24 protein-coding genes are annotated in these 25,207 nt (G+C 70.1%); 3 read left to right on the forward strand and 21 right to left on the reverse strand.

The features are described 5' to 3' along the window. Nucleotides 1–90: 90 nt before the first annotated feature. Nucleotides 91–1,167: a transposase gene (locus AB0J91_RS03385; RefSeq protein ID WP_363864113.1), complete on the forward strand. Its 1,077-nt coding sequence runs from the start codon at nt 91–93 to the stop codon at nt 1,165–1,167. 182 nt (nt 1,168–1,349) lie between these two features. On the opposite strand, the gene AB0J91_RS03390 is transcribed toward AB0J91_RS03385, so the two are convergent. Together AB0J91_RS03390 and AB0J91_RS03395 are read right to left on the reverse strand one after the other, a co-directional pair. Then, a complete protein-coding gene (locus tag AB0J91_RS03390) occupies nt 1,350–1,634 on the reverse strand; it encodes an acylphosphatase (protein ID WP_363863752.1) in 285 nt (94 codons plus the stop codon). Between the two features lie 94 nt (nt 1,635–1,728). Next, nucleotides 1,729–2,271, reverse strand: a complete 543-nt coding sequence (locus tag AB0J91_RS03395; RefSeq protein ID WP_363863755.1) for a hypothetical protein — start codon at nt 2,269–2,271, stop codon at nt 1,729–1,731. Between AB0J91_RS03395 and AB0J91_RS03400 the strand changes: the two genes are divergently transcribed. After that, a complete protein-coding gene (locus AB0J91_RS03400; RefSeq protein ID WP_132625439.1) occupies nt 2,254–2,442 on the forward strand; it encodes a hypothetical protein in 189 nt (62 codons plus the stop codon). The genes AB0J91_RS03395 and AB0J91_RS03400 overlap by 18 nt on opposite strands. A gap of 1 nt (nt 2,443) precedes the next feature. On the opposite strand, the gene AB0J91_RS03405 is transcribed toward AB0J91_RS03400, so the two are convergent. The 11 genes from AB0J91_RS03405 to kdpF all read right to left on the reverse strand — a co-directional run bounded on the left by AB0J91_RS03405 (nt 2,444) and on the right by kdpF (nt 14,282). Beyond that, on the reverse strand, nt 2,444–3,058 hold the full coding sequence (locus AB0J91_RS03405) for a nucleoside/nucleotide kinase family protein (protein WP_363863758.1): 615 nt from the start codon (nt 3,056–3,058) through the stop codon (nt 2,444–2,446). A 158-nt stretch (nt 3,059–3,216) separates the two neighbouring features. Next, nucleotides 3,217–4,062, reverse strand: a complete 846-nt coding sequence (locus AB0J91_RS03410; RefSeq protein ID WP_363863761.1) for an ESX secretion-associated protein EspG — start codon at nt 4,060–4,062, stop codon at nt 3,217–3,219. A gap of 2 nt (nt 4,063–4,064) precedes the next feature. Beyond that, the gene (locus AB0J91_RS03415) at nt 4,065–5,411 is read right to left on the reverse strand and encodes a hypothetical protein (RefSeq protein WP_363863764.1); all 1,347 of its coding nucleotides are present in this window, start codon (nt 5,409–5,411) and stop codon (nt 4,065–4,067) included. Nucleotides 5,412–5,419: 8 nt separating this feature from the next. Next, nucleotides 5,420–6,007, reverse strand: a complete 588-nt coding sequence (locus AB0J91_RS03420) for a DUF3558 family protein (protein WP_363863767.1) — start codon at nt 6,005–6,007, stop codon at nt 5,420–5,422. Nucleotides 6,008–6,018: 11 nt separating this feature from the next. Next, nucleotides 6,019–6,390 (reverse strand): hypothetical protein, encoded by a 372-nt coding sequence (locus tag AB0J91_RS03425; protein ID WP_363863770.1) that lies wholly within the window; start codon nt 6,388–6,390, stop codon nt 6,019–6,021. 127 nt (nt 6,391–6,517) lie between these two features. Beyond that, nucleotides 6,518–7,198 (reverse strand): response regulator, encoded by a 681-nt coding sequence (locus tag AB0J91_RS03430; protein ID WP_363863773.1) that lies wholly within the window; start codon nt 7,196–7,198, stop codon nt 6,518–6,520. After that, nucleotides 7,199–9,745, reverse strand: coding sequence for a sensor histidine kinase KdpD (locus AB0J91_RS03435; RefSeq protein ID WP_363863776.1), 2,547 nt, complete (start codon nt 9,743–9,745; stop codon nt 7,199–7,201). Between the two features lie 139 nt (nt 9,746–9,884). Further along, complete coding sequence (locus AB0J91_RS03440; protein ID WP_363863778.1) at nt 9,885–10,487, reverse strand: potassium-transporting ATPase subunit C; 603 nt, start codon at nt 10,485–10,487, stop codon at nt 9,885–9,887. 5 nt (nt 10,488–10,492) lie between these two features. Continuing rightward, the gene (gene kdpB / locus AB0J91_RS03445; RefSeq protein WP_363863781.1) at nt 10,493–12,544 is read right to left on the reverse strand and encodes a potassium-transporting ATPase subunit KdpB; all 2,052 of its coding nucleotides are present in this window, start codon (nt 12,542–12,544) and stop codon (nt 10,493–10,495) included. Further along, nucleotides 12,541–14,187 carry a potassium-transporting ATPase subunit KdpA gene (gene kdpA / locus AB0J91_RS03450; protein ID WP_363863784.1) on the reverse strand — a complete coding sequence of 549 codons (1,647 nt, stop codon included), beginning with the start codon at nt 14,185–14,187 and terminating at the stop codon, nt 12,541–12,543. Before kdpA ends, kdpB begins: the two co-directional genes overlap by 4 nt. After that, nucleotides 14,187–14,282 (reverse strand): K(+)-transporting ATPase subunit F, encoded by a 96-nt coding sequence (gene kdpF / locus AB0J91_RS03455; protein ID WP_132686176.1) that lies wholly within the window; start codon nt 14,280–14,282, stop codon nt 14,187–14,189. The genes kdpA and kdpF overlap by 1 nt, the downstream gene beginning before the upstream one ends. Before the next feature lie 388 nt (nt 14,283–14,670). Between kdpF and asnB the strand changes: the two genes are divergently transcribed. Beyond that, complete coding sequence (gene asnB / locus AB0J91_RS03460) at nt 14,671–16,497, forward strand: asparagine synthase (glutamine-hydrolyzing) (protein ID WP_363863787.1); 1,827 nt, start codon at nt 14,671–14,673, stop codon at nt 16,495–16,497. A 62-nt stretch (nt 16,498–16,559) separates the two neighbouring features. Here the strand turns inward: asnB and AB0J91_RS03465 are convergent, their stop codons facing one another. The 8 genes from AB0J91_RS03465 to AB0J91_RS03500 form a co-directional block, all read right to left on the reverse strand. Beyond that, nucleotides 16,560–18,002, reverse strand: coding sequence for an ATP-binding protein (locus AB0J91_RS03465; protein WP_363863789.1), 1,443 nt, complete (start codon nt 18,000–18,002; stop codon nt 16,560–16,562). Then, on the reverse strand, nt 17,999–18,715 hold the full coding sequence (locus AB0J91_RS03470; RefSeq protein ID WP_363788983.1) for a response regulator transcription factor: 717 nt from the start codon (nt 18,713–18,715) through the stop codon (nt 17,999–18,001). Before AB0J91_RS03470 ends, AB0J91_RS03465 begins: the two co-directional genes overlap by 4 nt. Nucleotides 18,716–18,898: 183 nt before the next feature. Beyond that, a complete protein-coding gene (locus tag AB0J91_RS03475) occupies nt 18,899–21,004 on the reverse strand; it encodes a glycosyltransferase family 39 protein (RefSeq protein ID WP_363863792.1) in 2,106 nt (701 codons plus the stop codon). Beyond that, a complete protein-coding gene (locus AB0J91_RS03480) occupies nt 21,001–22,251 on the reverse strand; it encodes a bifunctional glycosyltransferase family 2/GtrA family protein (RefSeq protein WP_363863795.1) in 1,251 nt (416 codons plus the stop codon). Before AB0J91_RS03480 ends, AB0J91_RS03475 begins: the two co-directional genes overlap by 4 nt. A 258-nt stretch (nt 22,252–22,509) precedes the next feature. Then, nucleotides 22,510–23,394: a bifunctional DNA-formamidopyrimidine glycosylase/DNA-(apurinic or apyrimidinic site) lyase gene (gene mutM / locus AB0J91_RS03485; RefSeq protein ID WP_363863798.1), complete on the reverse strand. Its 885-nt coding sequence runs from the start codon at nt 23,392–23,394 to the stop codon at nt 22,510–22,512. A gap of 123 nt (nt 23,395–23,517) precedes the next feature. Continuing rightward, entirely contained in the window at nt 23,518–24,276 is a 759-nt protein-coding gene (gene rnc / locus AB0J91_RS03490; protein WP_132625405.1) for a ribonuclease III, read from the reverse strand. A gap of 14 nt (nt 24,277–24,290) precedes the next feature. After that, nucleotides 24,291–24,473 (reverse strand): 50S ribosomal protein L32, encoded by a 183-nt coding sequence (gene rpmF, locus AB0J91_RS03495; protein WP_125091036.1) that lies wholly within the window; start codon nt 24,471–24,473, stop codon nt 24,291–24,293. Between the two features lie 2 nt (nt 24,474–24,475). Further along, nucleotides 24,476–25,048: a DUF177 domain-containing protein gene (locus AB0J91_RS03500; RefSeq protein WP_363863801.1), complete on the reverse strand. Its 573-nt coding sequence runs from the start codon at nt 25,046–25,048 to the stop codon at nt 24,476–24,478. Nucleotides 25,049–25,207 lie beyond the last annotated feature (159 nt).

Raw genomic sequence — 25,207 nt, forward strand, 5'->3', positions numbered from 1 at the left:
GTCCAACACCTGACTCGCTCTCAGTCATGACCTTCTGCTTGGTCGGAGCGGGTTGTCGGTGGTCGCTGTCATAGTCCGGGTGTGAAGATCATGGTGCAGGTGAAGCTGATCCCAACGCCGGGGCAAGCGTCGGCGCTGGAAGCGACCCTGCGCACGGTCAACCGAGCCGCCAACGACGTTTCCCGGACTGGTTTCGAGCGTTGCGGTCTTCGTGGTGAGGTCAAGCGGCTGCGGTCGGAGTGCTACGCCGAGCTCAAGGGCCGTGGGCTTGGCGCTCAGGCCGCGCAACACGTCATCAAGCGCGTCGCCGATGCCTACGCCACCCTGCGCGGCAACATCCACCGTGGGAACTTGGGCAGGCCAGGTTCGAAGCGACGTGTGAAGGCGGAATCGGAGCCGATCGAGTTCCGCCTGGATGCGGCGCACACATTCGACGATCGTTGTTTGTCGTGGAACTACGCCCAGCGCACAGTTTCGATCTGGACCATGCACGGGCGGCTGAAGAACGTCACGTTCGCCGCCTCGCCCAGCGATCTGAGAACCCTGGTCGAGCATCGTCGGGGAGAGTCTGACTTGGTCTTCAGGGACGGCAAGTGGTTCCTGCTCGCCGTCTGCGATATTCCCGAGCAACCGGAGTTCGAGCCTCGGGATTGGGTCGGGGTGGACCGGGGGATCAACAACCTGGCCACCACCAGCGATGCGACCAACTATTCCGGCCGCGGGTTGAATCGTTACCGCCGGTGGCATGCTCGGAAGAAGGCTGAGATCCAGGCCAAGCGCACCCGCTCCGCCGCACGCCTGCTCAAGAAGCGCGCCAAGCGGGAGTCGCGGCACGCCGCGCACATCAATCACTCGATCGCCAAGGACGTGGTGGCCGTCGCCCAACGCACCGAACGCGGCATCGCCCTCGAAGACCTCAAGGGCATCCGTGAGCGGGTCACGGTTCGACGCGACCAGCGGGCCACACTATCGTCTTGGCCGTTCCACCAGCTCGGCACGTTCATCGCTTACAAGGCGCAGCGTGTGGGGGTGCCGGTGATCGAGGTGGACGCGGCCTACACCTCGCAACGCTGCCCACTGCGGGGGTGTGGAGACACCGAGCGGGCCAACCGGCCCACCCGGGATTTCTCTTCTTGTCGTCGGGTGCGGTCTCGCTGGACCAGCTGACGTCGTCGCCGGGGTCAACGTGCGCGACCGCGCACGCTCGGCGTGGGTATTCGTAAACATGCCCCAACCCACCTAGTGGTGGGCGATGCGACCCGTCTCACCGCAGCCAGCCGTGAGACGAGAGCGCAAGCAAAGACCACGCGGACCGAGCCGCCTAGGGCTCGTCCTCAGGTCCAAGCAGTTTACCGCTCGACGAAGCCGTTCAGGCCGCCCTTGGGTTCCATCCACAGCTCGGCGACGTGATCCACCCGCCCGGGTGTGCGGTCGGAACGCAGCGCCTCCAGGAGTTTTTCGCAGTCTTCCCGCGGTCCCTCGGCGACGACCTCGACCCTGCTGGCGGGGAGGTTGGTGGCGCTGCCGACGAGCCCCAGCTCCAACGCGCGAGATCGCGTCCACCAGCGAAAACCCACGCCCTGGACCTCTCCGTGCACCCGCGCGATCAGTCGTGCCCGTTCCGATTCCGTCACGGTCCCCGATGATGCCGCGCCGACTCCGAGGTCACATCACCGGCAGCCGATCGAGATGAATCCGGCTGCCGGTATGATCCGCCCGATCCCGGCGCTAGCCGGTGACCGCGGGGGACGAGGACAAACCGACACGAGTTGGGGCACCGATGGACCCGTTAGACGTGGAAGACCCGGACGCCCGGCCGAAGCGGCTGGTGATGCTCGCCGCGTCCGGCATCGCGGTGGCCACGATCTTCGCGACGACGGCAGTCGTCGTGGCCGGCGCCGACAGGCGCGAGTCCGCGGGCCCGGACATCACCCTGCACCCCACCACCACGCGCACCAGCGCCACCTCGTACACGACGGCACCGCCGATGCCCCCGGGCCCGCCGATCACCGGCACCACGAGCTCGGAGACCTCCACCACCAGCGAGGAAACGTCGACCACGCGCAGCTCGTCGACGACGCCATCGGCGACGCAGGCACCGCCGCCTCCGGCCCCGACCACGACGACGCCGCGCCCGACGCCGACCAGGCCGGCGCCCACCCGCCCGTCTCCGACGCCGACCACGTCGACCGAGCCCGAACCGCCGGAGCCCACCGCCACGCACAGCCCCAGCTCGACCCAGACGTCGAACTGATGTCGCTGGCAGTGCACGCGTGCCGGTCGCTGTGCTCGTGGCACCGGACTCCCGCGCAGCTCGACGGGCTTCCGCTGCTGGCCTGCCGGGGCTGCGGTTCGCAGTGGATCCGCAGCGAGGCGTGGACGCCGATCGACCACACCGGCCGCATCCCCGACGACGTGCGCGCGGAACTCCGGCAGCGCTGAGTCAGCTGGGGTCGCCCTCCACGACGAGGTCCGCGCGGTGGCGAGTGCCCGCGACGAGGACGGCGTTGCGCTCATCGCTGCGGCGGACCCACTCGGCCGCGGCCTCCGGCGTCCGGCCGTAGTGGACGTGGCGGTCGATCAGCCGCTGCACGCGCAACTCGTCGTCGGGCGCGAGGAACCAGCACTCGTCGAGCAGCTCGCGCACCTGCGACCAGGGCGGGGTGTCCAGCAGCAGGTAGTTGCCCTCGGTGATCACCAGCGGGACGTCGGGCTCCACGACGATCTCGGCGGCGAAGGACTCCTCGATCTCGCGGTGGAACCGGGGCGCGAACACGGCCTCCGAGTCCTCCCGGATCCGCCGCAGCAACGCGACGTACCCGGCCGCGTCGAAGGTGTCGGGCGCTCCCTTGCGGTCGGCCCGGCCCAACCGCCGCAGCTGCTCGTTGGCAAGGTGGAACCCGTCCATCGGCACCAGCACGGCGGAGTCGGCGACCTCGCTCAGCACCCGCTCGGCCACGGTGCCCTTGCCCGCTCCGGGCGCTCCGGCGATCCCCAGGATCGCTCGCGTCCCGCTCTCCGCGAGGCGCTTCGCCCGCGAGATCAACTCCGCATACACGACCCCACCCTAGTTCCGCCGTCCCGCGCCTCGGTCGTCGCGACCCTCACCAGTGGGCGGTTTTGATCCGAACTGACCGGGCACACCGGACATCGATCGTGGACGGTTCGGACCAAAACCGCCCACTGCCAACGACACCACCCCGAGGCGGCCGGATTTCAGTGGAAATCGGGGTACGGATTTCCACTGAAGTCGTGAGCGGCGGAATCGTCCCAGACCTCGGCGAGGAGTTCCCGGACGTACTCGGCGAGACGGCCGTTGTCGGCCGGTGCGATGGTGCTCCAGGCCCGGCCGTCGCCGCTGCTGCGCACCACGTGCAGGTAGCGGCCGCGATCGGTGTCGTGGAAGGCCACCACGCGACCGGCGCGGGAGGGCTTGCCACGACCCGCGCTGCCCTCGGCCCCGAACTGACCGCGAATCCCCATGTTGTTGGCCATGTTCGCGACGTCCGCCGCGTCGTCGTGACCGACGCCGAGGATGCGCAGCTCATCGGTGAAGCCCAACGGGTTCCCCGCATCCGCGACGTCCGAGGCCTTGCGCAGGGCGCCGTTGGGCAGGCTGACCGCGCGCCCGGGACCGGGCGGCACGTCTCCGGCGACCGACACGGCGGCCTCGGCCAGCGAACCGCCCCGGATCGGAGTCATCTCGACCACGTCGCCGTCCACCACCGTCAGCAACCCTTCACCACCGTTCGCGCAGGCCAGCGCGCGGATCGGCCGGTCGGCCCAGATGCGGACGTCGATGCTGCGCTGCGGCCGGTCCAGCAGTCCGAGCAGGTCGGCGAACTCCACCTCGACCCGGTCGCGCTTGGTCTCGGCGAGTCGCTTGTGCCGCAACGACTCCCACGCCTGCGCCACGAGTTCCGCGCGCTCGGTGTAGGTGGAACCCGGGCTGGGCACGTCGAGGATGATGTGGCGCCGCTCGTCGAACCCGGCCGCCTCGCAGACGACGTCGAACTCCAGCGCGGACAGGTGGATCGGCTCGGCTTCGGCTCCGGGGCGCAACGTCAGTCCTGCTTCTCCGGCTCGGCGTCGTCGTCTTCGTCTTCGCTCTCGGTGGTCTCCGGCTCGACGTGACCCAGCACCGCGGGAGCGACCAGCCGGTCGTCGTCGAACGGGGTTTCCTCGGCGGTGTACTTGTTCTCGTGCTCGGAGTCCTCGCCCGGCTTCTCGCCGCGCGTGGCCGCAGGCGACATCATCGATCCGGGCGCGGGCCGGCTGCCCGGAGTGCCTCCCGCGGCCTTGCCCGCCACCGTGTCGCCCGGACCTCCGCCGATGGTGGCCCCGCCGCGCGCGGCGGGCGCCTTCGATTCGCCCGCACCGGGCACGACCTTGGGACCGGACGCGGTCGCCGGGAGCCGGCCGCCGATGGCCTTGCTCGCCGCGTACGCGCCGATCCCGGCCACCGCCGCGCCACCGGCGGCGATGCCGAGGACCGTTCCCGTGCTGACTCCGCCGTCGTCGGCCCCGGCCTGCGGGTCCGGATCGGCGTCGAACTCGGCGGCGTGCTCGTCCTCGCCCTGGTCGGGACTCTCCTGGTCACCGGGGCGTTCCTGGTCGCCGGGACGCTTCCCGGCGGGTGGCCGCTCACCGGGACGCTGCCCGGCCGCCGGCTGCTCGGCGGGCGTCCTGGGCGCACCCGGCCTGTCCCCGCCGACCTGACCACCGGTGACGGTGCCACCGGCGACCGCACCACCGACGACCGCGCCCGCGGCGAGGTCTCCCTGGAAGCCACCCGTGGCGGTCCCGAACGATCCGCTCCCGGCCGAGGGCGTGGTCCCGGACGCCGCCGGAACCACCGCGGCGGCGGGCATCGTCGGCAGCGGCTGGTAGGCCTGGGCCTGCTCGACCGAGGTGTCGCGGTAGTTCGACAGCGCCGCCTGCGCGGCCTGCTTCTCCGCCTCGATCTTCTTGGCTTCCTCGTCGTAGTCGCTCTCGTAGCCGAACCCGCCGCCGGCCCACTCGAAGACGTTCTCCGACTGCTTGTGCCGCAGCTCCTCGGCGTTGGGCAGCCGGTGCCGCGCCGACTCGTACCCACCGGCCTGCGCGTCGACGCTGCTCGCGGACACCGCGAGCGGATCGGGGGCGTCGCCGAAGGCCACGCTCTGCTGCCGAGTCGCCTCGGCGGCGAGACTGCCCGCGCTGCCCTCCCACTCGACGTGCAGCTTGCCGAGCTCGCGGCGCAACGTGTCGTCGAGGTCGACCACGACCTGCACGCACTTGTCGAGCGCGCGAACGGCGCCCTGCATCGCCTGGGTGCCCTGGCCCTGCTTGATCTGAGCGATCCACTCCTGCAGCTCGGGGATGTCCATCCCCTTGAAGCGGATGTCGCGGATCGGGTCGATGTAGGTCACGCAGCCCCCTAGCTCTGAGCCTGCAACGTGCTGACGGCGGAATGCGCCGCCGTCTGGGCCTTCTCGCACATCTGGTCTGCGTTCATGGCACCGGGCGTCTGCAGCTGCATGTTGACCCAGACCGTCTGGCCTTCCGCGGCGTCGACGAACGCATCGCAGCCGAGGCTCTCACCGCCGTTGATCTGGCTCTGCACGGCGCCGAATCCGTTGAGCTGGTACGTCTGCCGCGTTCCCGGACTGGAGTTGATCTTCTGCAGGAACATGTCGATGGCTTCGGGGATGATCCGCACACCGATGGCGAACCGCGCTGCACCGGTATCGCCGAGGTAGCCGCACCCGTTGTAGTTGCTGCCGTCCTTGGGCAACGGCTCTCCGGGCCCCACCTGCATTGATCTCGCCTGCTCGGCGCTCATCCAAGTGCACACGTCGGCATCCTGCTTGCCCGCGACGGGCAGGTCCTGCGGACGCTGCGGAAGGTCCATCGATTCGGGCTTCGGGGCGGGCGGCACCGGGTCGGGACCGTTGACCGTGCACCCGGCCAACGCGATCACAGCCGCAGCGGGGATCACCGCTGCGAACCGGCTACCGAAGCGCACCGGGATTCCCCTCACTGCGGTCCCCGCTTCGACTGGAACGAAGCGCTGATCTCTTCATCGGTGTACCCGTACTGCCTGGCGGCTTCGCCCAGTTGCTCCCCGAGCGCGACCACGTTGTCCACGTACTGCTGCAAGCGGCGAAAGTGCGAGTCGGGATTCCCCAGCAGGTTCGCGGTCCAGACCGCTGCGGCGCGCTGGGAGATCTCGTCGCCGGCCGGCGGGCTGACGGCCAGGCTCGGAGCGAGGTCGTTGAGCCGCTCGCTCGCGTCCTCGGCCGCGGCCAGGACCGTCCTGCGGACCTGGAGGACGTTGTCCTTGTTGACCGTGATGGTCTGCCCGGCCGCACCCGCATCCGGCGCGGGAGGCGGCGGTGGTGTCGTCATCGCGAAAACCCCCAGGTCGCGGCGGCATTGATCACCAGGTCGGGATCGACAGTAGCAGCGCTCCAACCCGCCGAGCACCCACTTCCCGGAACTTCCCACCCCTATTCGCGAGCGCGCATGGGAAGGCTCAGAGCTCCAGCCGGTACCCCATTCCCGGTTCGGTCAGCAGGTGGCGGGGGCGGCTGGGGTCGAGTTCCAGCTTGCGGCGGAGCTGTGCGAGGTAAACGCGCAGGTAGTGGGTCTCGTTGGCGTACTGCGGGCCCCAGACCTCGTGCAGCAGCTGCTTCTGCGCCACGAGCCGCCCCTGGTTGCGCGCCAGCAGTTCCAGCATTCCCCACTCGGTGGGCGTGAGGTGGATCTCGACGCCGTCGCGGAGGACCTTCTTCGCCGAGAGGTCGACGGTGAAGGTCGCCGTCTCGACCACCGGCTGGTCGGCCGAGCCGCTGGTGCTGGCCCGGCGGACGGCGGCGCGCAGCCGCGCCAGGAGTTCGTCCATGCCGAAGGGTTTGGTGACGTAGTCGTCGGCTCCGGCGTCGAGTGCGTGGACCTTGTCGGCCGAGTCGGTGCGGGCCGACAGCACGATGATGGGAACCGTCGTCCACCCGCGCAGCCCGGCGATCACCTCGCTCCCGTCCAGGTCCGGCAACCCGAGGTCCAGCACGACGACGTCGGGTTTGCCGTCTCCGGCCGCGCGCAGCGCCGACCTCCCGTCGACGGCGGTGAGCACCTGGTACCCGCGAGCGGCCAGGTTGATGCGCAGGGCGCGCAGCAGCTGCGGTTCGTCGTCGACCACCAGGACCTTGGTCATCTAATCCCCCTGTCGGTCCGCCGCGGGCAGCGAGACCACGATCGTCAGCCCGCCACCAGGAGTGTCCTCCGCGCGGATGGTTCCCCTCATCGCGTCCACGAACCCCTGCGCCACGCTCAGCCCGAGGCCGACACCACCCGGTCCCGCGTCACCCCGCTCGCCGTGCTCGCCGAGGCGCTCGAAGGGAGCGAACGCGTCGTCGTCGGCACCGGCGGGAAGCCCTGGCCCGTGGTCGACGACGCGCAGCTCGACCCGGGAGGCGTGGGCGCTGGCGCCGACCCGGATGCGCCTTCCATCCGGCAGGCCGTACTTGAGCGCGTTCTGCACGACGTTGGCCACGACCCGCTCCAGCAGCCCGGGATCGGCCATCACGCGCGGCAGCCGCTCGGAGATGTCGAGGTCGATGTGGTGCCGCCCGTCCAGACCTGCCAGCGCGCGGGCGACGACCTCGTCGTAGCCGACGGGGTGCAGCCGCGGTGTCACGGCCCCGGTGGCCAGGCGGGAGGAGTCCAGCAGGTTGTCGACGAGCTGGGTGAGCCGGTCGGCGGATTCCTCCACTCCCGCCAGGAGTTCCGCGGTGTCGCCCGGGGACAGCTGCAGGTCGGGGGCGCGCAGGCTGCTCACCGACGCCTTGATGGACGCCAGCGGGGTGCGCAGGTCGTGGCCCACGGCCGACAGCAGGGCGGTGCGCAGCTGCGTGGCGTCGGCGCGACGCTGCGCCTCCCTGGCGCCGTCGGCCATCCGCTGCTGCCGCAGCGCCAGCAACGCCTGCCCGGCCGCGCCTTCCAGGACCACGCGATCGGCGGCGGGAAGGGGTCTTCTGCCCGCGCGGCGCAGTGACAGGTGCGCGTCCTTGGTCACCTCGATGTCCACATCGGACTCATCGGGCCGCCGGCACGGATCGCCCCCGGTGCTCGCGGCGACCCTCCACGAGTCGTCGACCCGTTCCAGCAGGGCCGCCGACGTGAGTCCGAAGTTCTCGGCGACCTTCTCCAGCAACCGGGCCAAGGGCGCCGGATGGGTCAGCACCGTGCGGGCGTAGGAGGTGAGCAAGGCCGCCTCCGTGCCGGCGCGGGCCGCCTGCTCGGCGAGCCGGGCTCCCCGGTCGACGGTGAAGGCCACCAGCACCCCGACCAGCATCATCCCGACCAGCGTGACCACGTTCTCCGGATCGGTGACCATCAGCGAGTAGCGCGGTTCGGTGAGGAAGAAGTTCAGCAGCCCGCCCGCCAGCAGCGCGGCCGCGATCGAAGGGGCCATCCCTCCCACCAGCGCGACGACGATCGTGGCCAGGAAGTAGCCGACGACGTCGGTGGACAACGCGACCTCCACCCACGTCGTGGCGAGCACCGTGACCAGGGCGGGCAGCAGGACCGCGAGCACCCAGCCCCACGCCTGCCGGGTCGCCGACAGCGGGTTGCGGGCCAGGTTCTTCAGCAACCGCCTGGTGCCCGCCTCGTCGTGGGTGACCATGTGCACGTCGATCGGGCCGGACTTCTGCACCGTGGTCGAGCCGATCCCCTCGTCGAACACCCGCGCCCAGCGCGATCGGCGAGAAGTTCCCAGAACGAGCTGGGTGGCGTCGGCGGCGCGGGCGAACTCCAGCAGGGCTTCCGGGACGTCGTCGCCGACGACGGTGTGGAAGCTGGCGCCCACGGCGTCGGCGACCTTGCGCGCCTTGCCCAGCGCGCGAGGGGACGTCCCGGACAGCCCGTCACCGCGGAGGACGTGCACGACCTGCAGTTCGGCCCCGGCGCGAGCGGCGATCCGGCGGGCCCGGCGGGCCCGGCGGATCAGCGTCTCGCTCTCCGGTCCGCCGGTCACCGCGACCACGACCCGTTCCCGCGTCTCCCAGGTCGCGGTGATCTGCTCCTCCGCCCGGTACCGGCGCAGCGCCACGTCCACCTGATCGGCCAGCCACAGCAGGGCCAGTTCGCGCAAGGCGGTGAGGTTCCCGGTGCGGAAGTAGTTGCCCAGGGCCGCGTCGACGCGCTCGGCCGGGTAGACGTTGCCGTGGGCCATGCGGCGGCGCAGCGCCTGCGGGGTGATGTCGACCAGCTCGATCTGCCCCGCCCTGCGGATCACCTCGTCGGGGACGGTTTCCTGCTGGCGGACTCCGGTGATGGTCTCCACGACGTCGTTGAGGCTGTCCAGGTGCTGGACGTTGACGGTGGAGAGCACGGTGATGCCGGCGTCCAGGAGTTCCTCGACGTCCTGCCAGCGCTTCTCGTTGCGGCTGCCGGGGACGTTGGTGTGCGCGAGCTCGTCGACGACGGCGACCTCCGGCCGGCGCGCGAGCATCCCGTCCACGTCGAACTCGCTCAGCGCCACACCGCGATGGGACTTCTCCGCCCTCGGCAGCACCTCCAGGCCGTCGAGCAGCGCCGCGGTCTTGGCGCGACCGTGGTCCTCGATGAACCCCGCGACCACGTCGGTGCCGCGCCCGGCCCTGCGGTGCGCTTCGTTGAGCATCGCGTAGGTCTTGCCGACCCCCGGCGCCGCCCCGAGGTATATCCGCAGCTCACCGCGCTTTCGCCCCTGTTCCACGACGTCCAGTCTCCTACTGCCCGCTGTTATTAGCGCCGAACATCATCCGGTGTCATCGCTCGGTCCCCAGCCCTCCGCGACCGAGGCGCCCTCAGTCTCGGCTGAGCGACGTGGCCGCGCGACACGTTCGTTCCCCTCGTCACCGCGCGGCTCGGTGCACGGCCACGTTGAGGGTGGTGACGTTGACCGCGCTCGGTGACACGAGGCCGCCTTCCTCGCAGTCGGCGATGAGCCGGTGGACCTCTGCGAGGGGCAGTCCCGTCACCCTCGCCACCCGGGAAGCCTGCAGCGCGGCGTAGGCCGGGCTGATGTGCGGGTCGACTCCGCTCGCGGAGGCGGTGACCGCGTCGGCAGGAACGGCCTCGGGGTCCGCTCCCTCCCGGGCGGCGATGGCGGTGCGGCGCTCCTGGACCGCGGCGAGGAGGTCGCCGTTGAAGCCGCCGAGGTTGGATCCGCCCGAGGTGGCCGGGTCACCGGGACCGAGGGAACCTTCCGCCGACGCCGAGGGCCGGGTGTGGAAGTAGGGATCCCTTGCCGGGTCTTCGGGCACGGGGTCGATTCCGATCAGCGAGGAACCGACCACGCGGCCGTCGACCACGATCTGCGAACCCTCCGCGTGGGCCACCAGCCCCGGGAGCCGGCTGACTCCCCAGATCGCCATCGGATAGCCGATGCCGAGCAGGACCGTGGCCACCAGCAGCAGCCGAAGTCCGGCCGCGCATTGACGCAGCAACGCACTCACTCCCCTCACCCGATCCCGGGCACGAATCGGATCACCAGGTCGATCAGCCAGATCCCGGCGAACGGCGTCACCACGCCACCCAGGCCGTAGACCAGCAGGTTCCGCCGCAGCAGGACGGCCGCCGTGGACGGCCGGTAGCGGACACCGCGCAGCGCCAGCGGGATCAGCGCGACGATGATCAGCGCGTTGAACACCACCGCCGACAGCACCGCCGAGTTCGGGGTCGACAGGCCCATCACGTTCAGCGCGTCCAGCTGCGGGTGGATGCCCACGAACAGCGCGGGCAGGATCGCGAAGTACTTGGCCAGGTCGTTGGCGATGCTGAAGGTCGTCAACGCGCCGCGGGTGATCAGCAGCTGCTTGCCGATCTCGACGATCTCGATCAGCTTGGTCGGATCCGAGTCGAGATCGACCATGTTGCCGGCTTCCTTGGCCGCGCTGGTGCCGGTGTTCATCGCGACCCCGACGTCGGCCTGGGCGAGCGCGGGGGCGTCGTTGGTGCCGTCACCGGTCATGGCCACCATGCGCCCACCGGCCTGCTCCCGCTTGATCAAGGCCATCTTGTCCTCGGGCTTGGCCTCGGCGAGGTAGTCGTCGACCCCGGCTTCGGCGGCGATGGCGCGGGCGGTGAGCTCGTTGTCGCCGGTGATCATCACCGTCCGGATGCCCATCGCGCGCAGTTCGGCGAAGCGCTCCCGCATCCCCGGTTTGACCACATCGGACAGTCGGATGACTCCCACCACGCGGTCGTTCTCGGCGATGACCAGTGGCGTCGCACCGGACGCGGCGATCTCGTCGGCGCATCGCACGACCTGATCGGGAAGTTCCCCCACCTGGTCGCGGACTGCGCTGATGGCTCCCTTGCGGATGCTGCGGCCGTCGAGGTCGATGCCGCTCATCCGGGTCTGCGCGGTGAAGGGAACCTTCCTCGCACCCACCTCCGCACCGACGGGTTCCTCGGGCAGTCCGAACTCCCGCGCGCAGAAGGCCACGACGCTGCTGCCCTCGGGGGTGGGGTCGGCGAGGCTCGACAGGCGGGCGACCTTCGCGAGCTCGTCCGGGCCGACGCCGTCGACGGGGACGAGTTCGGTGCACCTGCGGTTGCCGAAGGTGATGGTCCCGGTCTTGTCCAGCAGCAGGGTGTCCACGTCACCTGCGGCCTCGACCGCTCGGCCGGACTTGGCGAGGACGTTGCGCTGCACGAGCCGGTCCATCCCCGCGATGCCGATCGCCGAGAGCAGCGCTCCGATCGTGGTGGGGATCAGGCACACCAGCAGCGCGGTCAAGGTCGTGACCTCGATCAGCGAACCGGAGTAGGCCGCCATCGGCTGCAGGGCGACCACGGCGAGCAGGAAGATGATCGTCAGCGTGGACAGCAGGATGGTCAGCGCGATCTCGTTGGGCGTCTTCTGCCGTTGCGCGCCTTCGACGAGGGCGATCATGCGGTCCACGAAGGTCTCGCCCGGCGCTGCGGTGATCCGCACGACGATGCGGTCGGAGAGCACGGTGGTTCCCGCCGTCACGGCCGAGCGGTCGCCGCCGGATTCCCGGATGACGGGCGCGGATTCACCGGTGATGGCCGATTCGTCGACGGTCGCGATGCCGTCGACCACATCGCCGTCGCCGGGGATGGTCTCGCCCGCCTCGACCACGACCTCGTCGCCGATCGCCAGCGCGGTGCCGGGAACCTTCCTCTCACCGCCGTCGACGAGCTTGCGGGCGACGGCCTCGGTCCTGGTGCGCCGCAACGATTCCGCCTGCGCGCGCCCTCGTCCTTCGGCGACCGCTTCGGCGAGGTTCGCGAACAGCACGGTGAACCACAGCCACCCGGCGACGGCGATCGTGAAGGCGCTCGGGGAGAACGCGGCGAGGACGGTGGTCAGCGCGGAACCGACCCACACCACGAACATCACCGGATTGCGCAGCTGGTGTCGCGGGTGGAGTTTGCGCAGCGCTTCGGGAACCGAGCTCAGCAGCTGGTGTGGGCGGAAGGTTCCCGCGGGGGTTCGCCGGTGGGCGGCGGACGTTTCGAGCGCGGGTTCGAGGGTGGTGGTCATGCCAGGGCCTCCGCGATCGGGCCTAGTGCGAGTGCGGGGAGGAACGTCAGCGCTGCGACGAGCACGACCGTGCCGCCGAGCAGGCCGGCGAACAGCGGTCCGGTGGTCGGCAACGTCCCGGCGGTGGCGGGGACGCGTTGCTGCTGGGCGACCGAGCCGGCGAGCATCAGCACGGCCAGGATCGGCACGAACCGTCCCATCAGCATCACCAGGCCCAGTGCGGTCTGGAAGAAGGGGCTGGTCGCGGTGAGCCCGGCGAAGGCGCTGCCGTTGTTGTTGCCTGCGGAGGCGAAGGCGTAGAGCACTTCGGAGAGCCCGTGCGCGCCGGTGTTGTTCAGGGCGTCCCGGGTGGCGGGAAGCGCCATCGCGAGCCCGGTGCCCAGCAGCACCGCGGTCGGCATCGCCAGCACTGACAGGGCGGCGGCCGTCACCTCGCGACGGCCCAGCTTCTTGCCGAGGTACTCCGGGGTGCGCCCGACCATGAGCCCTGCGAGGAACACGGCGATCACGGCCAGCACGAGGATTCCGTAGAGCCCGGCGCCGACTCCGCCGGGAGCGACCTCACCGATGAGCATGTTGAGCAGAACGGTCCCGCCACCGAGTCCGGTGAAGCTGTCGTGCATCGCGTTGACCGCGCCCGTGGAGGTGCCGGTGGTGCTCACCGCCCACAGCACCGACGCGTCGATGCCGAACCGGGTCTCCTTGCCCTCCAGGGCGGCTCCCGCCGCAAGGGCCGCCGGGCCGTTCGGGTGCGTTTCGGCCCACCACGTCACGGCCAGCATCGCCGCCCACAGGGTTGCCATCACCGACACCAGGACGTGGCCCTGCCTGCGGTCGCCGACCATGGTGCCGAAGGTGCGGGTCAGCGAGACCGGGATGACCAGCAGCAGGAAGATCTCCAGCAGGTTCGACGCTCCGCCCGGGTTGGACAGCGGGTGCGCGGAGTTGGCGTTGAGCACGCCACCGCCGTTGGTGCCGAGCTCCTTGATGACCTCCTGGCTCGCGATCGGGGCGGTGGCGATGGTGTGCGCCTGCCCGTCGAGGCCGGTCACCTCGATGCCGGGTGCGAGGCTCATCGCCGCACCCAGCCCGACCAGCACGATCGCGCCCACGACGGAGATCGGCAGCAGGATCCGGGTGCAGCCGCGGGTGATGTCGACCCACACGTTGCCGATCCGTCCGGTCCCGTGGCCCGCGAAGCCGCGCACGAGGGCGACCGCGACGGCCATCCCCACGGCGGCGGAAACGAAGTTCTGCACGGTCAGCCCGGCCATCTGGACGCCGTGCCCGAGGACTTCTTCGGGCACGTAGGACTGCCAGTTGGTGTTGGTGACGAAGCTGACGGCGGTGTTGAACGCCATCGACGGCGGCACGGAGCCGCGCCCGAAGCTCAGCGGCAGCAGCGGCTGCAACCGCTGCACCGCGTAGAGCAGCGCGATCGAGACCAGCGAGAACGCGAGCACACCGGTCGCGTAGCTGGTCCAGCGCTGCCGGGTCGAGGCGTTCACGCCGACCAGTCGGTAGACGACCTCCTCGACGCGCCAGTCCGCTTCGGCGGTGTAGACGCGCGCCATGTAGTCGCCGAAGGGCTTGTGCACGACCGCGAGCGCGGCCACCAGCAGACCTGCTTGGAGCAGTCCCATCAGAACCTCTCCGGGCGGACCAGCGCGACGAACAGGTACCCGATCAGCAGCAGCGCCAGCACGCCACCGGCGGCGTTGGCGACCAGCGCGCTCATAACCGCTCCAAACCGCGCAGCAGCAGCGCCAGCACCAGGAATCCGCCGATCAGCAGCGCCGCGAAGGCGAGATCGACCACGACCGGTCACTCCTTCCGAGTTCTCTTCGATGACGTGGTTCAGCCAAGCCCTGCACCGGATGCGCGGTCGAGTCCCATGACGACTCCTTGACGCGGCGGAGTGCGGCCTTGATGCGTTCTTGACGGGGCCGCTTTCCTCCCGGTTTCAGCAGGTCTGCGCGTTTTGCGGGTGGGTGACTTCACTCCGTCAGTTGGTTTCATCGATGCAACGATCTCGTTACTGTCGCTAACAAGTCGGTGCGTTGAAACCTCGCTGAAAAACGCCCGAAAACGGTACGGAACAAACGAGATTGGGGATAAATCCGGAAATGTGCGGAATCTCCGGCTGGATCGACTTCCAGCGCGACCTGACCGAGCACCGCTCCACAGTCGACGCCATGTGCGACACCATGACCTGCCGGGGCCCGGACGCCGGTGACACCTGGGTCAGCAGGCACGCCGCGCTCGGGCACCGGCGGCTGGCCATCATCGACCTGCCCGGAGGGGCGCAGCCGATGGAGGCCGAGAGCGGCCAGGTCGCCATCGTCTACAGCGGTGAGGCGTACAACTTCACCGAGCTGCGCGACGAGCTCCGCCGCCGCGGCCACCGGTTCGACACCGACAGCGACACCGAGGTCGTGCTGCACGGCTACCTCGAATGGGGCGCCCAGGTCGCCGAGCACCTCAACGGCATGTTCGCCTTCGCCGTCTGGGACTCCCGCGAGGAGAAGCTGCTGCTCGTCCGCGACCGGATGGGCATCAAGCCGCTGTACTACTACCCCACCGAGCACGGCGTGCTCTTCGGCTCCGAGCCCAAGGCGATCCTGGCCAACCCGCTGGCCGAGAAGGTCGTCGACGCCGACGGCATGCGCGAGCTGTTCGGCATGGTCAAGACCCCCGGCCAGGCCGTGTGGGCGGGCATGCGCGAGGTCGAGCCGGGCACCGTGGTCACCCTCGACCGCAAGGGCCTGCGCGAGCAGACCTACTGGAAGCTGCAGGCCATCGAGCACACCGACGACCAGCAGGCGTCCGTCGCGCACGTGCGCGAGCTGATGGACGACATCGTGCAGCGCCAGCTGGTCTCGGACGTGCCGCGCTGCGTGCTGCTCTCCGGCGGCCTCGACTCCAGCGCCATCACCGCGCTGTCCGGGCTCCACCTGGCCAAGAGCGGTGAGCAGGTGCGCAGCTTCGCGGTCGACTTCCTCGGCCAGACCGAGAACTTCGTCCCCGACCCCATGCGCGCCACCCCGGACGGCCCCTACGTGCGCGACGTCGCCGAGCACGTCGGCTCGCAGCACCAGGACATCGTCCTCGACCCCGACACCCTCGCCGACCCGGAGGTGCGCCGCGCGACCGTGCAGGCGCGCGACTTCCCGATGGGGCTGGGCGACATGGACCAGTCGCTGTACCTGCTGTTCAAGGCGATCCGGCAGCACTCCACGGTGGCGCTGTCCGGTGAGTCCGCCGACGAGGTCTTCGGCGGCTACAAGTGGTTCCACGACCCGGACGTGCGCGCGGCCGACACCTTCCCGTGGCTGGCCGCCGTGCAGAGCCAGGGCGCCGGCTTCGACATGCTCGACCCCGAGATCACCGCAGCGCTCGACATCCCGTCGTTCATCGCCGACGGCTACCGCACCGCGCTCGGCGAGGTTCCCACCCTCGACGGGGAGAGCGACCTGGAGCGGCGGATGCGGGAGATCTGCTACCTGCACCTGACCCGCTTCGTGCGCATCCTGCTCGACCGCAAGGACCGGATGAGCATGGCGGTCGGCCTGGAGGTGCGCGTGCCCTTCTGCGACCACCGCCTGGTCGAGTACGTCTTCAACACCCCGTGGTCGCTGAAGACCTTCGACGGCCGCGAGAAGAGCCTGCTCCGCCACGCCACCGCCGACACCCTCCCGCAGTCGGTCGTCGAGCGGGTCAAGAGCCCGTACCCGTCCACTCAGGACCCGAAGTACGCGGCGGTCCTGCAGCGCCAGGTCCGCGACCTGGTCAAGGCCGACAGCCCGGCGCTGTCGCTGCTGAACGAGAAGTGGATCGCCGAAGCCCTCCAGCAGGACCCGGCCAACATCGACATGGCCGCTCGCTACACCTTCGAGCGCGCCCTCGACCTGTCGGTCTGGTTCGACATCCACAACCCCACGGTCAAGCTCTGACCGCGTGAGCGTGAGGAGGGGAGCCGCACTCCCCACCCGAGTCGCGGCTCCCCTCCTCGCTCTCAGGTGATCGGCAGCAGGAGGCGGAAAGTGCTGCCGCCGCCGGGAGCGCCGTGGAGTTCGAGGCGACCGTTGTGCGCCTGCGCCAGGGCCGCGGTGATCGCCAGCCCCAACCCGGTCCCGCCGGCAGCACGGGTTCGCCCCTCGTCGACGCGGTAGAAGCGGTCGAAGATCCTCGTCGCGTGCTCCGGCGGAATCCCCGGACCGACGTCGGTGACCGAGACCGCGACCATCCTCGTCCCGTCGCGGATGTCCGCCCCCGCCGCGGCGACGGCCCGGTCGCTCGCCTCGGCGTGGCCGATCTCGACCGCGATCGGCGAACCGGCCGGGGTGTGCACCAGGGCGTTGTTGACCAGGTTGGTCAGCACCTGGCGCAGCCGGGCACCATCACCGAGAACCCGCAGTGCGTCCGGGCTCTCCAGGGTGATCGCCCGGTCCGGGTCGCGCGCCCCGGCGTCGTGCACGACGTCGCGGGCGAGCGGAACCAGGTCGAGGTCCACCAGGTCGACGGTGCGTTCCCGGTCGAGGCGCGCCAGCAGCAGCATGTCCTCCACCAGCCCGCCCATCCGCACCGACTCGGACTCGATGCGGCGCATCATCATCCGCACGTCCTCCGGCCGGTGCTCCTCGCTGCGGCGGTAGAGCTCGGCGAACCCGCGGATCGAGGTCAGCGGCGTCCGCAGCTCGTGCGAGGCGTCGGCGACGAACCTGCGCAGCCGGTCCTCGGAGCGCTCCCGCTGCTGCAGCGCGTCGGTCAGCCTGCCCAGCATCGTGTTCAGCGCCTCGCCGAGGCGGCCGGTCTCGGTGCGCGGATCCTGATCCGACACCCGGCGATCGAGCTGACCCGCGGCGATGGCGTCGGCGGTGTCCTCGATGCGCGCCAGCGGGCGCAGGCTGAGCCGGACCGTTCCCGCAGCGGCCAGCGTCAGCACCAGCAGCACCAGCCCACCGACCACCAGCTCGATGACCACCAGCTGCTGCACCGTCGCCTGCGCGTTGCCCAGCGACAACGACAGAACCACGTTGCGCCCGTCGGGCAGTTGAACGCGCCGCACCCGCCAGTCCGAACCGCCCGCCCGATCCGGGACCGTGCCGACCGCCGGTCCGCGCTCCGGGTTGCGCAGCAGGGGGCCGCCCGGCTCACCCTCGGTCGCGCCGAGGGTTCCCCCCACCTGGCGGCCGGTGGAGTCGAAGATCAGCACGCGGAAGTCGGTCGGCAGGTCTCCCCTGCCGGGGCCCTCGGGATGCCGGTGCGTCGGGTCCGGGGGCGGCATGCGCCCTTCCTCCCAGGGCATCGACATCTCGGCGAGCCGGTCGTCGGTGCGCTCCACCAGGGAGCGGTTCAGCAGCGCGACGCTGGTGAACCCCATCAGCAGCAGACCCACGACCAGCGCCCCGACCAGCACGAGCACCAGACGTCCGCGCAGCGTGCGCACGAACCTCATCGGTTCTCCGGAGGGAGTCGCAGCACGTAGCCGACGCCGCGGATGGTGTGGATCAGCGACGGCGACACGGAGTCGACCTTGCGCCGCAGGTAGCTGATGTAGGACTCCACGATCCGCGAATCGCCGCCGAACTCGTAGTTCCACACCCGGTCCAGGATCTGCACCTTGCTGACCACCTTCTCGGCGTTGATCAGCAGGTAGCGCAGCAGCTTGAACTCGGTCGGCGACAGGCTCACCAGCTGCCCGGCCCGGCGGACCTCGTAGGTGTCCTCGTCGAGTTCCAGGTCCTGGTAGCGCAGCTTGGCGCTGTCGTCCTGCTCGGGACGGACGCGCCGCAGGATCGCGCGCAGCCGCAGGACGACCTCGTCCAGGCTGAACGGCTTGGTGACGTAGTCGTCGCCGCCCGCCGTCAGGCCGGCGATGCGGTCCTCCACCGCGTCGCGCGCGGTGAGGAACAGCACCGGGACGGTGCTGCCGCCACCGCGCAGCTCGGTGGCGACGGAGAAACCGTCGCGGTCGGGAAGCATCACGTCCAGCACGACGATGTCCGGGTGGAACTCGGCCGCCGCGCGCAGCGCCTCCGCACCGGTCGCGGCACCGCGCACCTCGAACCCGCTGAGGCGCAACGCCGCGGCCAGCAGTTCCAGGATGTTGGGCTCGTCGTCCACGACGAGCACTCGCGCACCGCTGCTGTCCACCACGTCCTCCAGCATCACCCACCTCCCTGGGAAAACCCTGGAAACCCGCTGAAAGCCCACCCCCGTGTCCCACCCCACCCCCGCGATCGGTGACCGGATTACTCCCGTATTCCGTCCCCCGATCACGGGAGTAATCCGTCCCGCGATCACCGCCGTGATCCGCCGTGATCCGTGACCGGATTACGGCGGTGATCCGGGTCATCCGCAGCGGTAGAGCTGCTGGGAGGAATCGGTCGAGCCGCCGTAGGTGACGGGGTCGACGAGAGTGCAGTTCTGCTTCACCCAGTTCTCCCGGTCCGTTGCCGCCTGGCCACCTCGACCGCCCCCGGGCATCTGCATCCCGGAACCGGCCCGATCGCCGCCCTGCCGCTGTCCCTGCCCCTGCTGGGCCTGACCGGACTGGCCGTCGTGGGAGCGCATCGTGCCGCCCGGGCCGCCGCCCAGCAGGACGAAGGCGAGTTGGCCGCTCTGCTTCCACTCGGTGAGCCGGGCGACCGACGGTGCGTCATCGGATCCCATGAAGCCGCCCATGCCGACCACGGTCAGATCGGTGTTGATGATGTAGCTCGACGCGCCGTTCGCGCCGCCCTCCACCGCCAGGGGGATCTGCGCGACACCCGCGTGGGCCTTCACGTGGTCGACGATCTTCTGCTGGTCGGCGCTCAGCGAGGTACCACCCGGGCCACCGCCCATGCCACCGCGAGCTCGGTCACCGGACATCCCTGGAGGCATCCCTCCCGGAGGGGCCTGACCGCTCATTCCCGGCATGCGGCCATCGCGCGTCCCGCCGGGACCGCCCATCGACGTCTGCGGTCCGGCCATCGGGTTGGCGCCGCCCATCATCCCGCCGCTGCCGCCGACGGCACCGATCGCCGACCAGGTCGCGGGCACGGTGAGCATCGCCGCCAGCGCCAGCACGAACCCGGCCTCGGCCAGACCTTCGCGACCACGACGACCGATCATCAGCACCACCAGCGCCAGCGCTCCCAGACCCACCGCCAGGTAGCCGGTCCACGGGTGCCAGCTCAGGTCCCGCGCGACGACGGCCATCGCCCAGGCGACGGTGATCGCGACACCGGTGGGCAGCAGCAACCAGGCCTTCCCGCCCGGCTGCCGGTACCACCGCCAGAACCGGACCAGCCCGGCCCCGACCACGGCGCCGACCGCGGGCGCCAGCATCGTCGTGTAGTAGGGGTGCATGATGCCCTGGGCGAAGCTGAACATCACGCCGATGACGACCAGCCAGCCGCCCCACAGCACCCAGCCCGCGGTCAGCTCGCGATGAGGAGAACCTCCCGCTCGCCAGTGCCGAACCCCCAGCACCAACATCGTGACCAGCACCAACGCGCACAGCGGCAGCAGCCAGCTGATCTGTCCGGCCAGCTGCTCGTTGAACATCCGCAGCGCGCCGGCGGTTCCGGAGAACCCGCCGCCACCACCGGGCCCACCCCCGCCGGGCCCCCCGGCCTGGCCCGAACCTTCACCGAGGATCCGGCCGAAGCCGTTGTAGCCGAAGATCAGGTCCCACGCCGAACCGTCGGTGCTGCCACCGATGTAGGGCTTGGGCGAAGGCCACAACTCGGTCGCCACGACCCACCAGAACGAGCCCACCAGCAGCACCGCGGCCGCCACGCCGAGATCGGCGAACTTGCGGCCCCAGCGGTTCCCGCCGCCCACCAGGTAGGCGGCGACGAACGCGGGCAGCACCATCCACGCCTGCAACATCTTGGTCATGAACCCACAACCGACGAGGAACGCGGCCAGCGCGATCCAGCCGGTCGAGCGGCGGTCGGACACCGCCCGCGTCATCGCGTAGGCGGCGGCCACCACCAGCAGCACCAGCAGGGTGTCCGGGTTGTTGTCCCGGTTGATCAGCACCGTGATGGGGCTCAGCGCCAGCACCAGCGAGGCGATCAGCGCGGCGTTCTCACCGGCCCACCGCCGCACCGTGCGGTGCAGCAGGAACACGGCCGCGACACCGCACACGACCTGCGGGAACAGCACGGCGAACTGGTTGAACCCGAAGATCTTCACCGACAGCACCTGCAACCACAGGGCCATCGGGGGCTTGTCGACGGTGACGACTCCGGCGGCGTCGAACGAGCCGAAGAAGAAGGTCTCGAAACTCGTCGACATCGACTTCACGGCCGCGGAGTAGTAGCCGTTGCCCCAGGAGCTCCCGATGCCCCAGAGGTAGAGCACGCCCGCGAGCGCGCAGGTCCCGGCCAGCGCGAGCCGACGCCACACCGGTGGCGATCCGCCGCTCTCCGTTCGCTGCGGCACAGCCTCTTCGACTGCGATCATGAGATTTCCTCTTCCTTGGCCGGGGCCGCGAAGACCCACGAGCGGAGCAGCACGAACCGCAGAGCGGTCCCCACCACGGAGGACAGAATCAGAACCAGGACCTCCAGCCAGCGCGACGGATCAGCCGAGTAGGCGTGCAATCCGAGCAGCGCGCCGGAGGTGACGACGTAGTACAGCGCGAACACGATCAGCCCTTGGGCGTGCACCCGTCCGGACGAGCCGCGCTGCTGCAGGAACGTGTAGCGCCGGTTGGCCTCGGTGTTCCACAGCGTGGTGACGGTCAACGCCACCAGGTTCGCCAGCAGCGGCGGCCACCAACCGCGCAGGATCGCGTACAGCACCGAGGTGAGCACTGTGGACACCAGGCCGATCGCGCCGAACGAGACCAGCTGCCAAAGCAGCCCGTTCTCCCGCTTCGCCAGCACCGCCTGCGGGTGCGCGGCACGCGGCTCCGGCCGTTGCGGCAGGCCCGGAACCCGGGCGGCACCGGTGATCTTCGCGCGCGCCACCCGGATGAGCCCGGCGACGTCGTCGGCGGCGGTGCGCACCACGTTCACCCGCGTGTCGACGTCCTCGACCCAGTCCACCGGCACCTCGTGCACCCGCAGGCCGTTGTGCTCGGCCAGCAGCAGCATCTCGGTGTCGAAGAACCACGAGTCGTCCCGGACCTGCCGCAGCAGCGGGCGGACCACGTCGGTGCGCGCCGCCTTGAAGCCGCACTGGGCGTCGGTGAACCGCGCGCCGTGGGTCCACCTGATCATCTTGTTGTACCCGCGCGAGATCATCTCCCGTTTCCCGCCGCGCACGGTCCGCGCACCAGGTGCCAGCCGGGATCCGACGGCCAGGTCGGAGTGCCCGTTGACCAGCGGCGCGACCAGCGGCAGCAGGGCGTCCAGCCCCGTCGACAGATCCACGTCCATGTAGACCACGACGTCGGCGTCGCTGTACCCCCAGGCGGTGCGCAACGCCAAGCCGCGACCCTTGCGGTCCAGGTGCAACACCCGCACGCGGGGCATCTTCCGGGCCAGCCGGTGCGCCACCTCCAGGGTCGAATCCGTGCTGGCGTTGTCGACGACGGTGATCGACCACGAGAAGGGGAACCCTTCGCCCAGGTACCCGCTCAGCACTTCAAGGCATCCGGGAAGGGAACGTTCCTCGTTGTGGACCGGGATCACCACGTCGACGGTCGCGGTCCGGTTCGACGCGCGCTGCGCTGTCTCGGCGCCGAGCTGCGGCACGGCACTCATCTCCCACCCACCTCTCATCCGGTTCGACATCCATCAAGCCGGACGCAGGTGCGAGCACCGTTGGCGGAAGCTGGGAATCAGCTGGGAGCGGCTTCCCCCGGCGGATGTGGGGGCGAGTCACACGGTTCTCGTAGCGGGAAAGCCCGTCCGCTGGTGTGCGCGGTGGGCCTGGCGTTCAACACCACGATGCTGCAGGTGTTCTTCGTGATCGCGGTGGTCCACCTCGCGAAAGCCCGTCCGAAGTGGACGCGGCGCGGCTCACACGTGCGCGTTGCGCGGTTTCGGCTGGCAGACCGGACAGGTGTAGGAGGAGCGGTTCATCCACGGGTCGCGGCGGATCGAGGCTCCGCAACGCGGGCAGGGATTCCCCACCTGGCCGTAGACCGCCAGCGAGCGGTCGAAGTAGCCCGATTCGCCGTTGACGTTGACGTAGAGCGCGTCGAACGAGGTGCCACCCGCGTGCAGCGCTTCGCCGATGACGTCGGTGACGGCCTCGAACAGTTCGCGGACCTTGGGACGGGTCATGGTCGCGGTCGGGCGGGCCCAGTGCAGCTTCGCCCGCCACAGGGCTTCGTCGGCGTAGATGTTGCCGATGCCGGAGACCAGGCTCTGGTCGAGCAGTGCGCGCTTGATGCCGGTGCGCCGACCGCGCAGCCGCTCGGTCAGCCTGGCCAGGTCGAACACCGGCTCCAGCGGGTCGGGGGCGATGTGCGCGACCGGTTGGGGCAGTGCCACGCCGTCCACCTCGACGAGTTCGGCCAGCTGCAGGCCGCCGAAGGTGCGCTGGTCGACGAACCGCAGCTCGGACTCACCGTCGGTGAAGCGCATCCGCACCCGCAGGTGCTTCTCGTCGGGCGCGTCGGTGGGTTGCACGAGCAGCTGCCCGCTCATGCCCAGGTGCACGACCACCGCTTCGCCGTTGGTCTCATAGGGGCCGTCGCCGAGTTCGACCCACAGGTACTTGCCGCGCCGCCGGGCCGCGGTCAGCACCCTCCCGGCGAGTCTGGCCGCGAGGTCCTGCGCGCCGGGCACGTGACGGCGGACGGCACGCGGGTGCAGCACTTCGACGCTGGAGAGCTTCCGTCCCACCGCATGATCGGAAACACCGCGGCGGACCACCTCGACCTCGGGCAACTCAGGCACGAACACATCCTCACCCACGCCCGGAACGCGCCTGGAGGCGGGCGTGAAAAAGGGACATGATCCAGGGCCGAGCCCTTGATCATGTCCCTTCGTCACGGTCGGTTCGCGATCGAACCGACCGACTCACGATGCGGAGTCCGCCGAGTCCTCGGCCTGAACGGCGTTGACCTGCTCGTTGAGCTGGCGCCAAGCCGCTTCGGCCGCCTTCTGCTCGGCTTCCTTCTTGGTGCTGCCGTCGCCGCGCCCGTAGGTCTGGCCACCGACCGCCACGAAAGCGCTGAACTCCTTGCGGTGATCAGGGCCCTCTTCCTCGACGCGGTACTCGGGCACGCCGAGTGCCGCGGAGGCGGTCAGTTCCTGGAGGCTGGTCTTCCAGTCCAGACCGGCTCCGCGCTGCGGAGCCTCGGCCAGCAACGGCTGGAAGAGCTTGTGCACGACGCCGCGCGCGACGTCGATGCCTTCGGCCAGGTAGACGGCGCCGAGCACCGCCTCCAAGCCGTCCGCGAGGATGCTCGCCTTGTCACGGCCCCCCGTGAGCTCCTCGCCACGACCCAGCAGCAGGTACTCGCCGAGTCCGCCCTCACCGAGCCCGCGGGCCACCCCGGCCAACGCGTGCATGTTGACCACGCTGGCGCGCAGCTTCGCGAGCTGTCCCTCCGGCAGGTCCGGGTGCTCGTTGTAGAGGTGATCGGTGATCACCAGTCCGAGCACCGCGTCGCCGAGGAACTCCAGCCGCTCGTTCGGCGGAAGACCGCCGTTCTCGTACGCGTACGAACGGTGGGTGAGGGCAAGGGTGAGCAGCTCGGCGTCCAGTTCGACGCCGAGCGCTGCCAACAACGGAGCCCGATCCACTTGACGGGCCCTCGACTGCTTTCCCCCCACTACGTGACCGCCGCTCAGGCCGGCTGAACGACCTGACGGCCGTCGTACTGACCGCAGGCCGGGCAGACGACGTGCGGCAGCTTCTGCTCACGGCAGGAGCGGTTCGAGCACTCGACCAGCGTCGGCGCCGAGGTCTTCCACGACGAACGGCGGTGACGGGTGTTGGCCCGGGACATCTTGCGCTTCGGGACGGCCACGACTACTTCTCCTCTTCGGTACCGCCGAGCCGCTCTTGAAGCGCGGCCCAGCGAGGATCAATGGTCTCATGCGTGTGCTCGGGGGCGAGTTCGGCCCACTTCACGCCGCACCCGGAGCACAGCCCCTGGCAGTCCGGCGAGCACACCGGTGCCGAGGGAAGCGACAGCAACATCGCGTCCCGCACCACCGGTTCGAGATCGATCAGGTCGTCCACGACCCGCTCGACCTCGTCGTCATCGGTGCTGGTGTCGGTCGCGCTGTCCGGGTACGCGAAGAGCTCCCGCACCTCGATCTCGATCTCCTCGGAGACCGGGTCGAGGCACCGGACGCACTCGCCGGTCAGCTGGGCCACCGCCGTGCCCGACACCAACACGCCCTCCACCACGGACTCGGCCAGCAGATCGAGCTCCACCGGCTCGCCCTCGGACACCTTGATCATGTCGAGCCCGAAGCCGGCGGGCGCCGGGGCCTTGCGCGTGTAGGCACGGCTGCTACCGGCCCGGTGGCCGATCTCCCGGGTGTCGATCACCCACGGGCCGGCTTGCGCATTGCGCGTTTCATGGCTCTGAGACATCACGAATTTCAGTGCTTGGTGAATGGGCGTTTGGCTGATCTCGGGAGCGGACCACGACGTATCGGGCACTGCACCGCAAGTCAGCCCTCCCAGCCTACGTGACGTCCGGCCGCGAACGACACCAGCCCCTGTTCAAGGCGGTTTCGAGGCCGGCGCGAG

It is taken from the genome of Saccharopolyspora sp. NPDC049357, assembly GCF_040677225.1.
Taxonomy (GTDB): domain Bacteria; phylum Actinomycetota; class Actinomycetes; order Mycobacteriales; family Pseudonocardiaceae; genus Saccharopolyspora.

Bases quoted from the DNA above. Each gene is read 5' to 3' on its own strand.
- kdpA (WP_363863784.1), bottom strand. From the start codon at position 14,187: ATGGGACTGCTCCAAGCAGGTCTGCTGGTGGCCGCGCTCGCGGTCGTG.
- AB0J91_RS03470 (WP_363788983.1), bottom strand. From the start codon at position 18,715: ATGCTGGAGGACGTGGTGGACAGCAGCGGTGCGCGAGTGCTCGTCGTG.
- AB0J91_RS03425 (WP_363863770.1), bottom strand. From the start codon at position 6,390: ATGACGACACCACCGCCGCCTCCCGCGCCGGATGCGGGTGCGGCCGGG.
- AB0J91_RS03465 (WP_363863789.1), bottom strand. From the start codon at position 18,002: ATGAGGTTCGTGCGCACGCTGCGCGGACGTCTGGTGCTCGTGCTGGTC.
- asnB (WP_363863787.1), top strand. From the start codon at position 14,671: ATGTGCGGAATCTCCGGCTGGATCGACTTCCAGCGCGACCTGACCGAG.
- AB0J91_RS03385 (WP_363864113.1), top strand. From the start codon at position 91: ATGGTGCAGGTGAAGCTGATCCCAACGCCGGGGCAAGCGTCGGCGCTG.
- kdpF (WP_132686176.1), bottom strand. From the start codon at position 14,282: ATGAGCGCGCTGGTCGCCAACGCCGCCGGTGGCGTGCTGGCGCTGCTG.
- AB0J91_RS03400 (WP_132625439.1), top strand. From the start codon at position 2,254: ATGTCGCTGGCAGTGCACGCGTGCCGGTCGCTGTGCTCGTGGCACCGG.
- AB0J91_RS03500 (WP_363863801.1), bottom strand. From the start codon at position 25,048: ATGTCTCAGAGCCATGAAACGCGCAATGCGCAAGCCGGCCCGTGGGTG.
- AB0J91_RS03430 (WP_363863773.1), bottom strand. From the start codon at position 7,198: ATGACCAAGGTCCTGGTGGTCGACGACGAACCGCAGCTGCTGCGCGCC.
- AB0J91_RS03475 (WP_363863792.1), bottom strand. From the start codon at position 21,004: ATGATCGCAGTCGAAGAGGCTGTGCCGCAGCGAACGGAGAGCGGCGGA.
- AB0J91_RS03480 (WP_363863795.1), bottom strand. From the start codon at position 22,251: ATGAGTGCCGTGCCGCAGCTCGGCGCCGAGACAGCGCAGCGCGCGTCG.
- kdpB (WP_363863781.1), bottom strand. From the start codon at position 12,544: ATGACCACCACCCTCGAACCCGCGCTCGAAACGTCCGCCGCCCACCGG.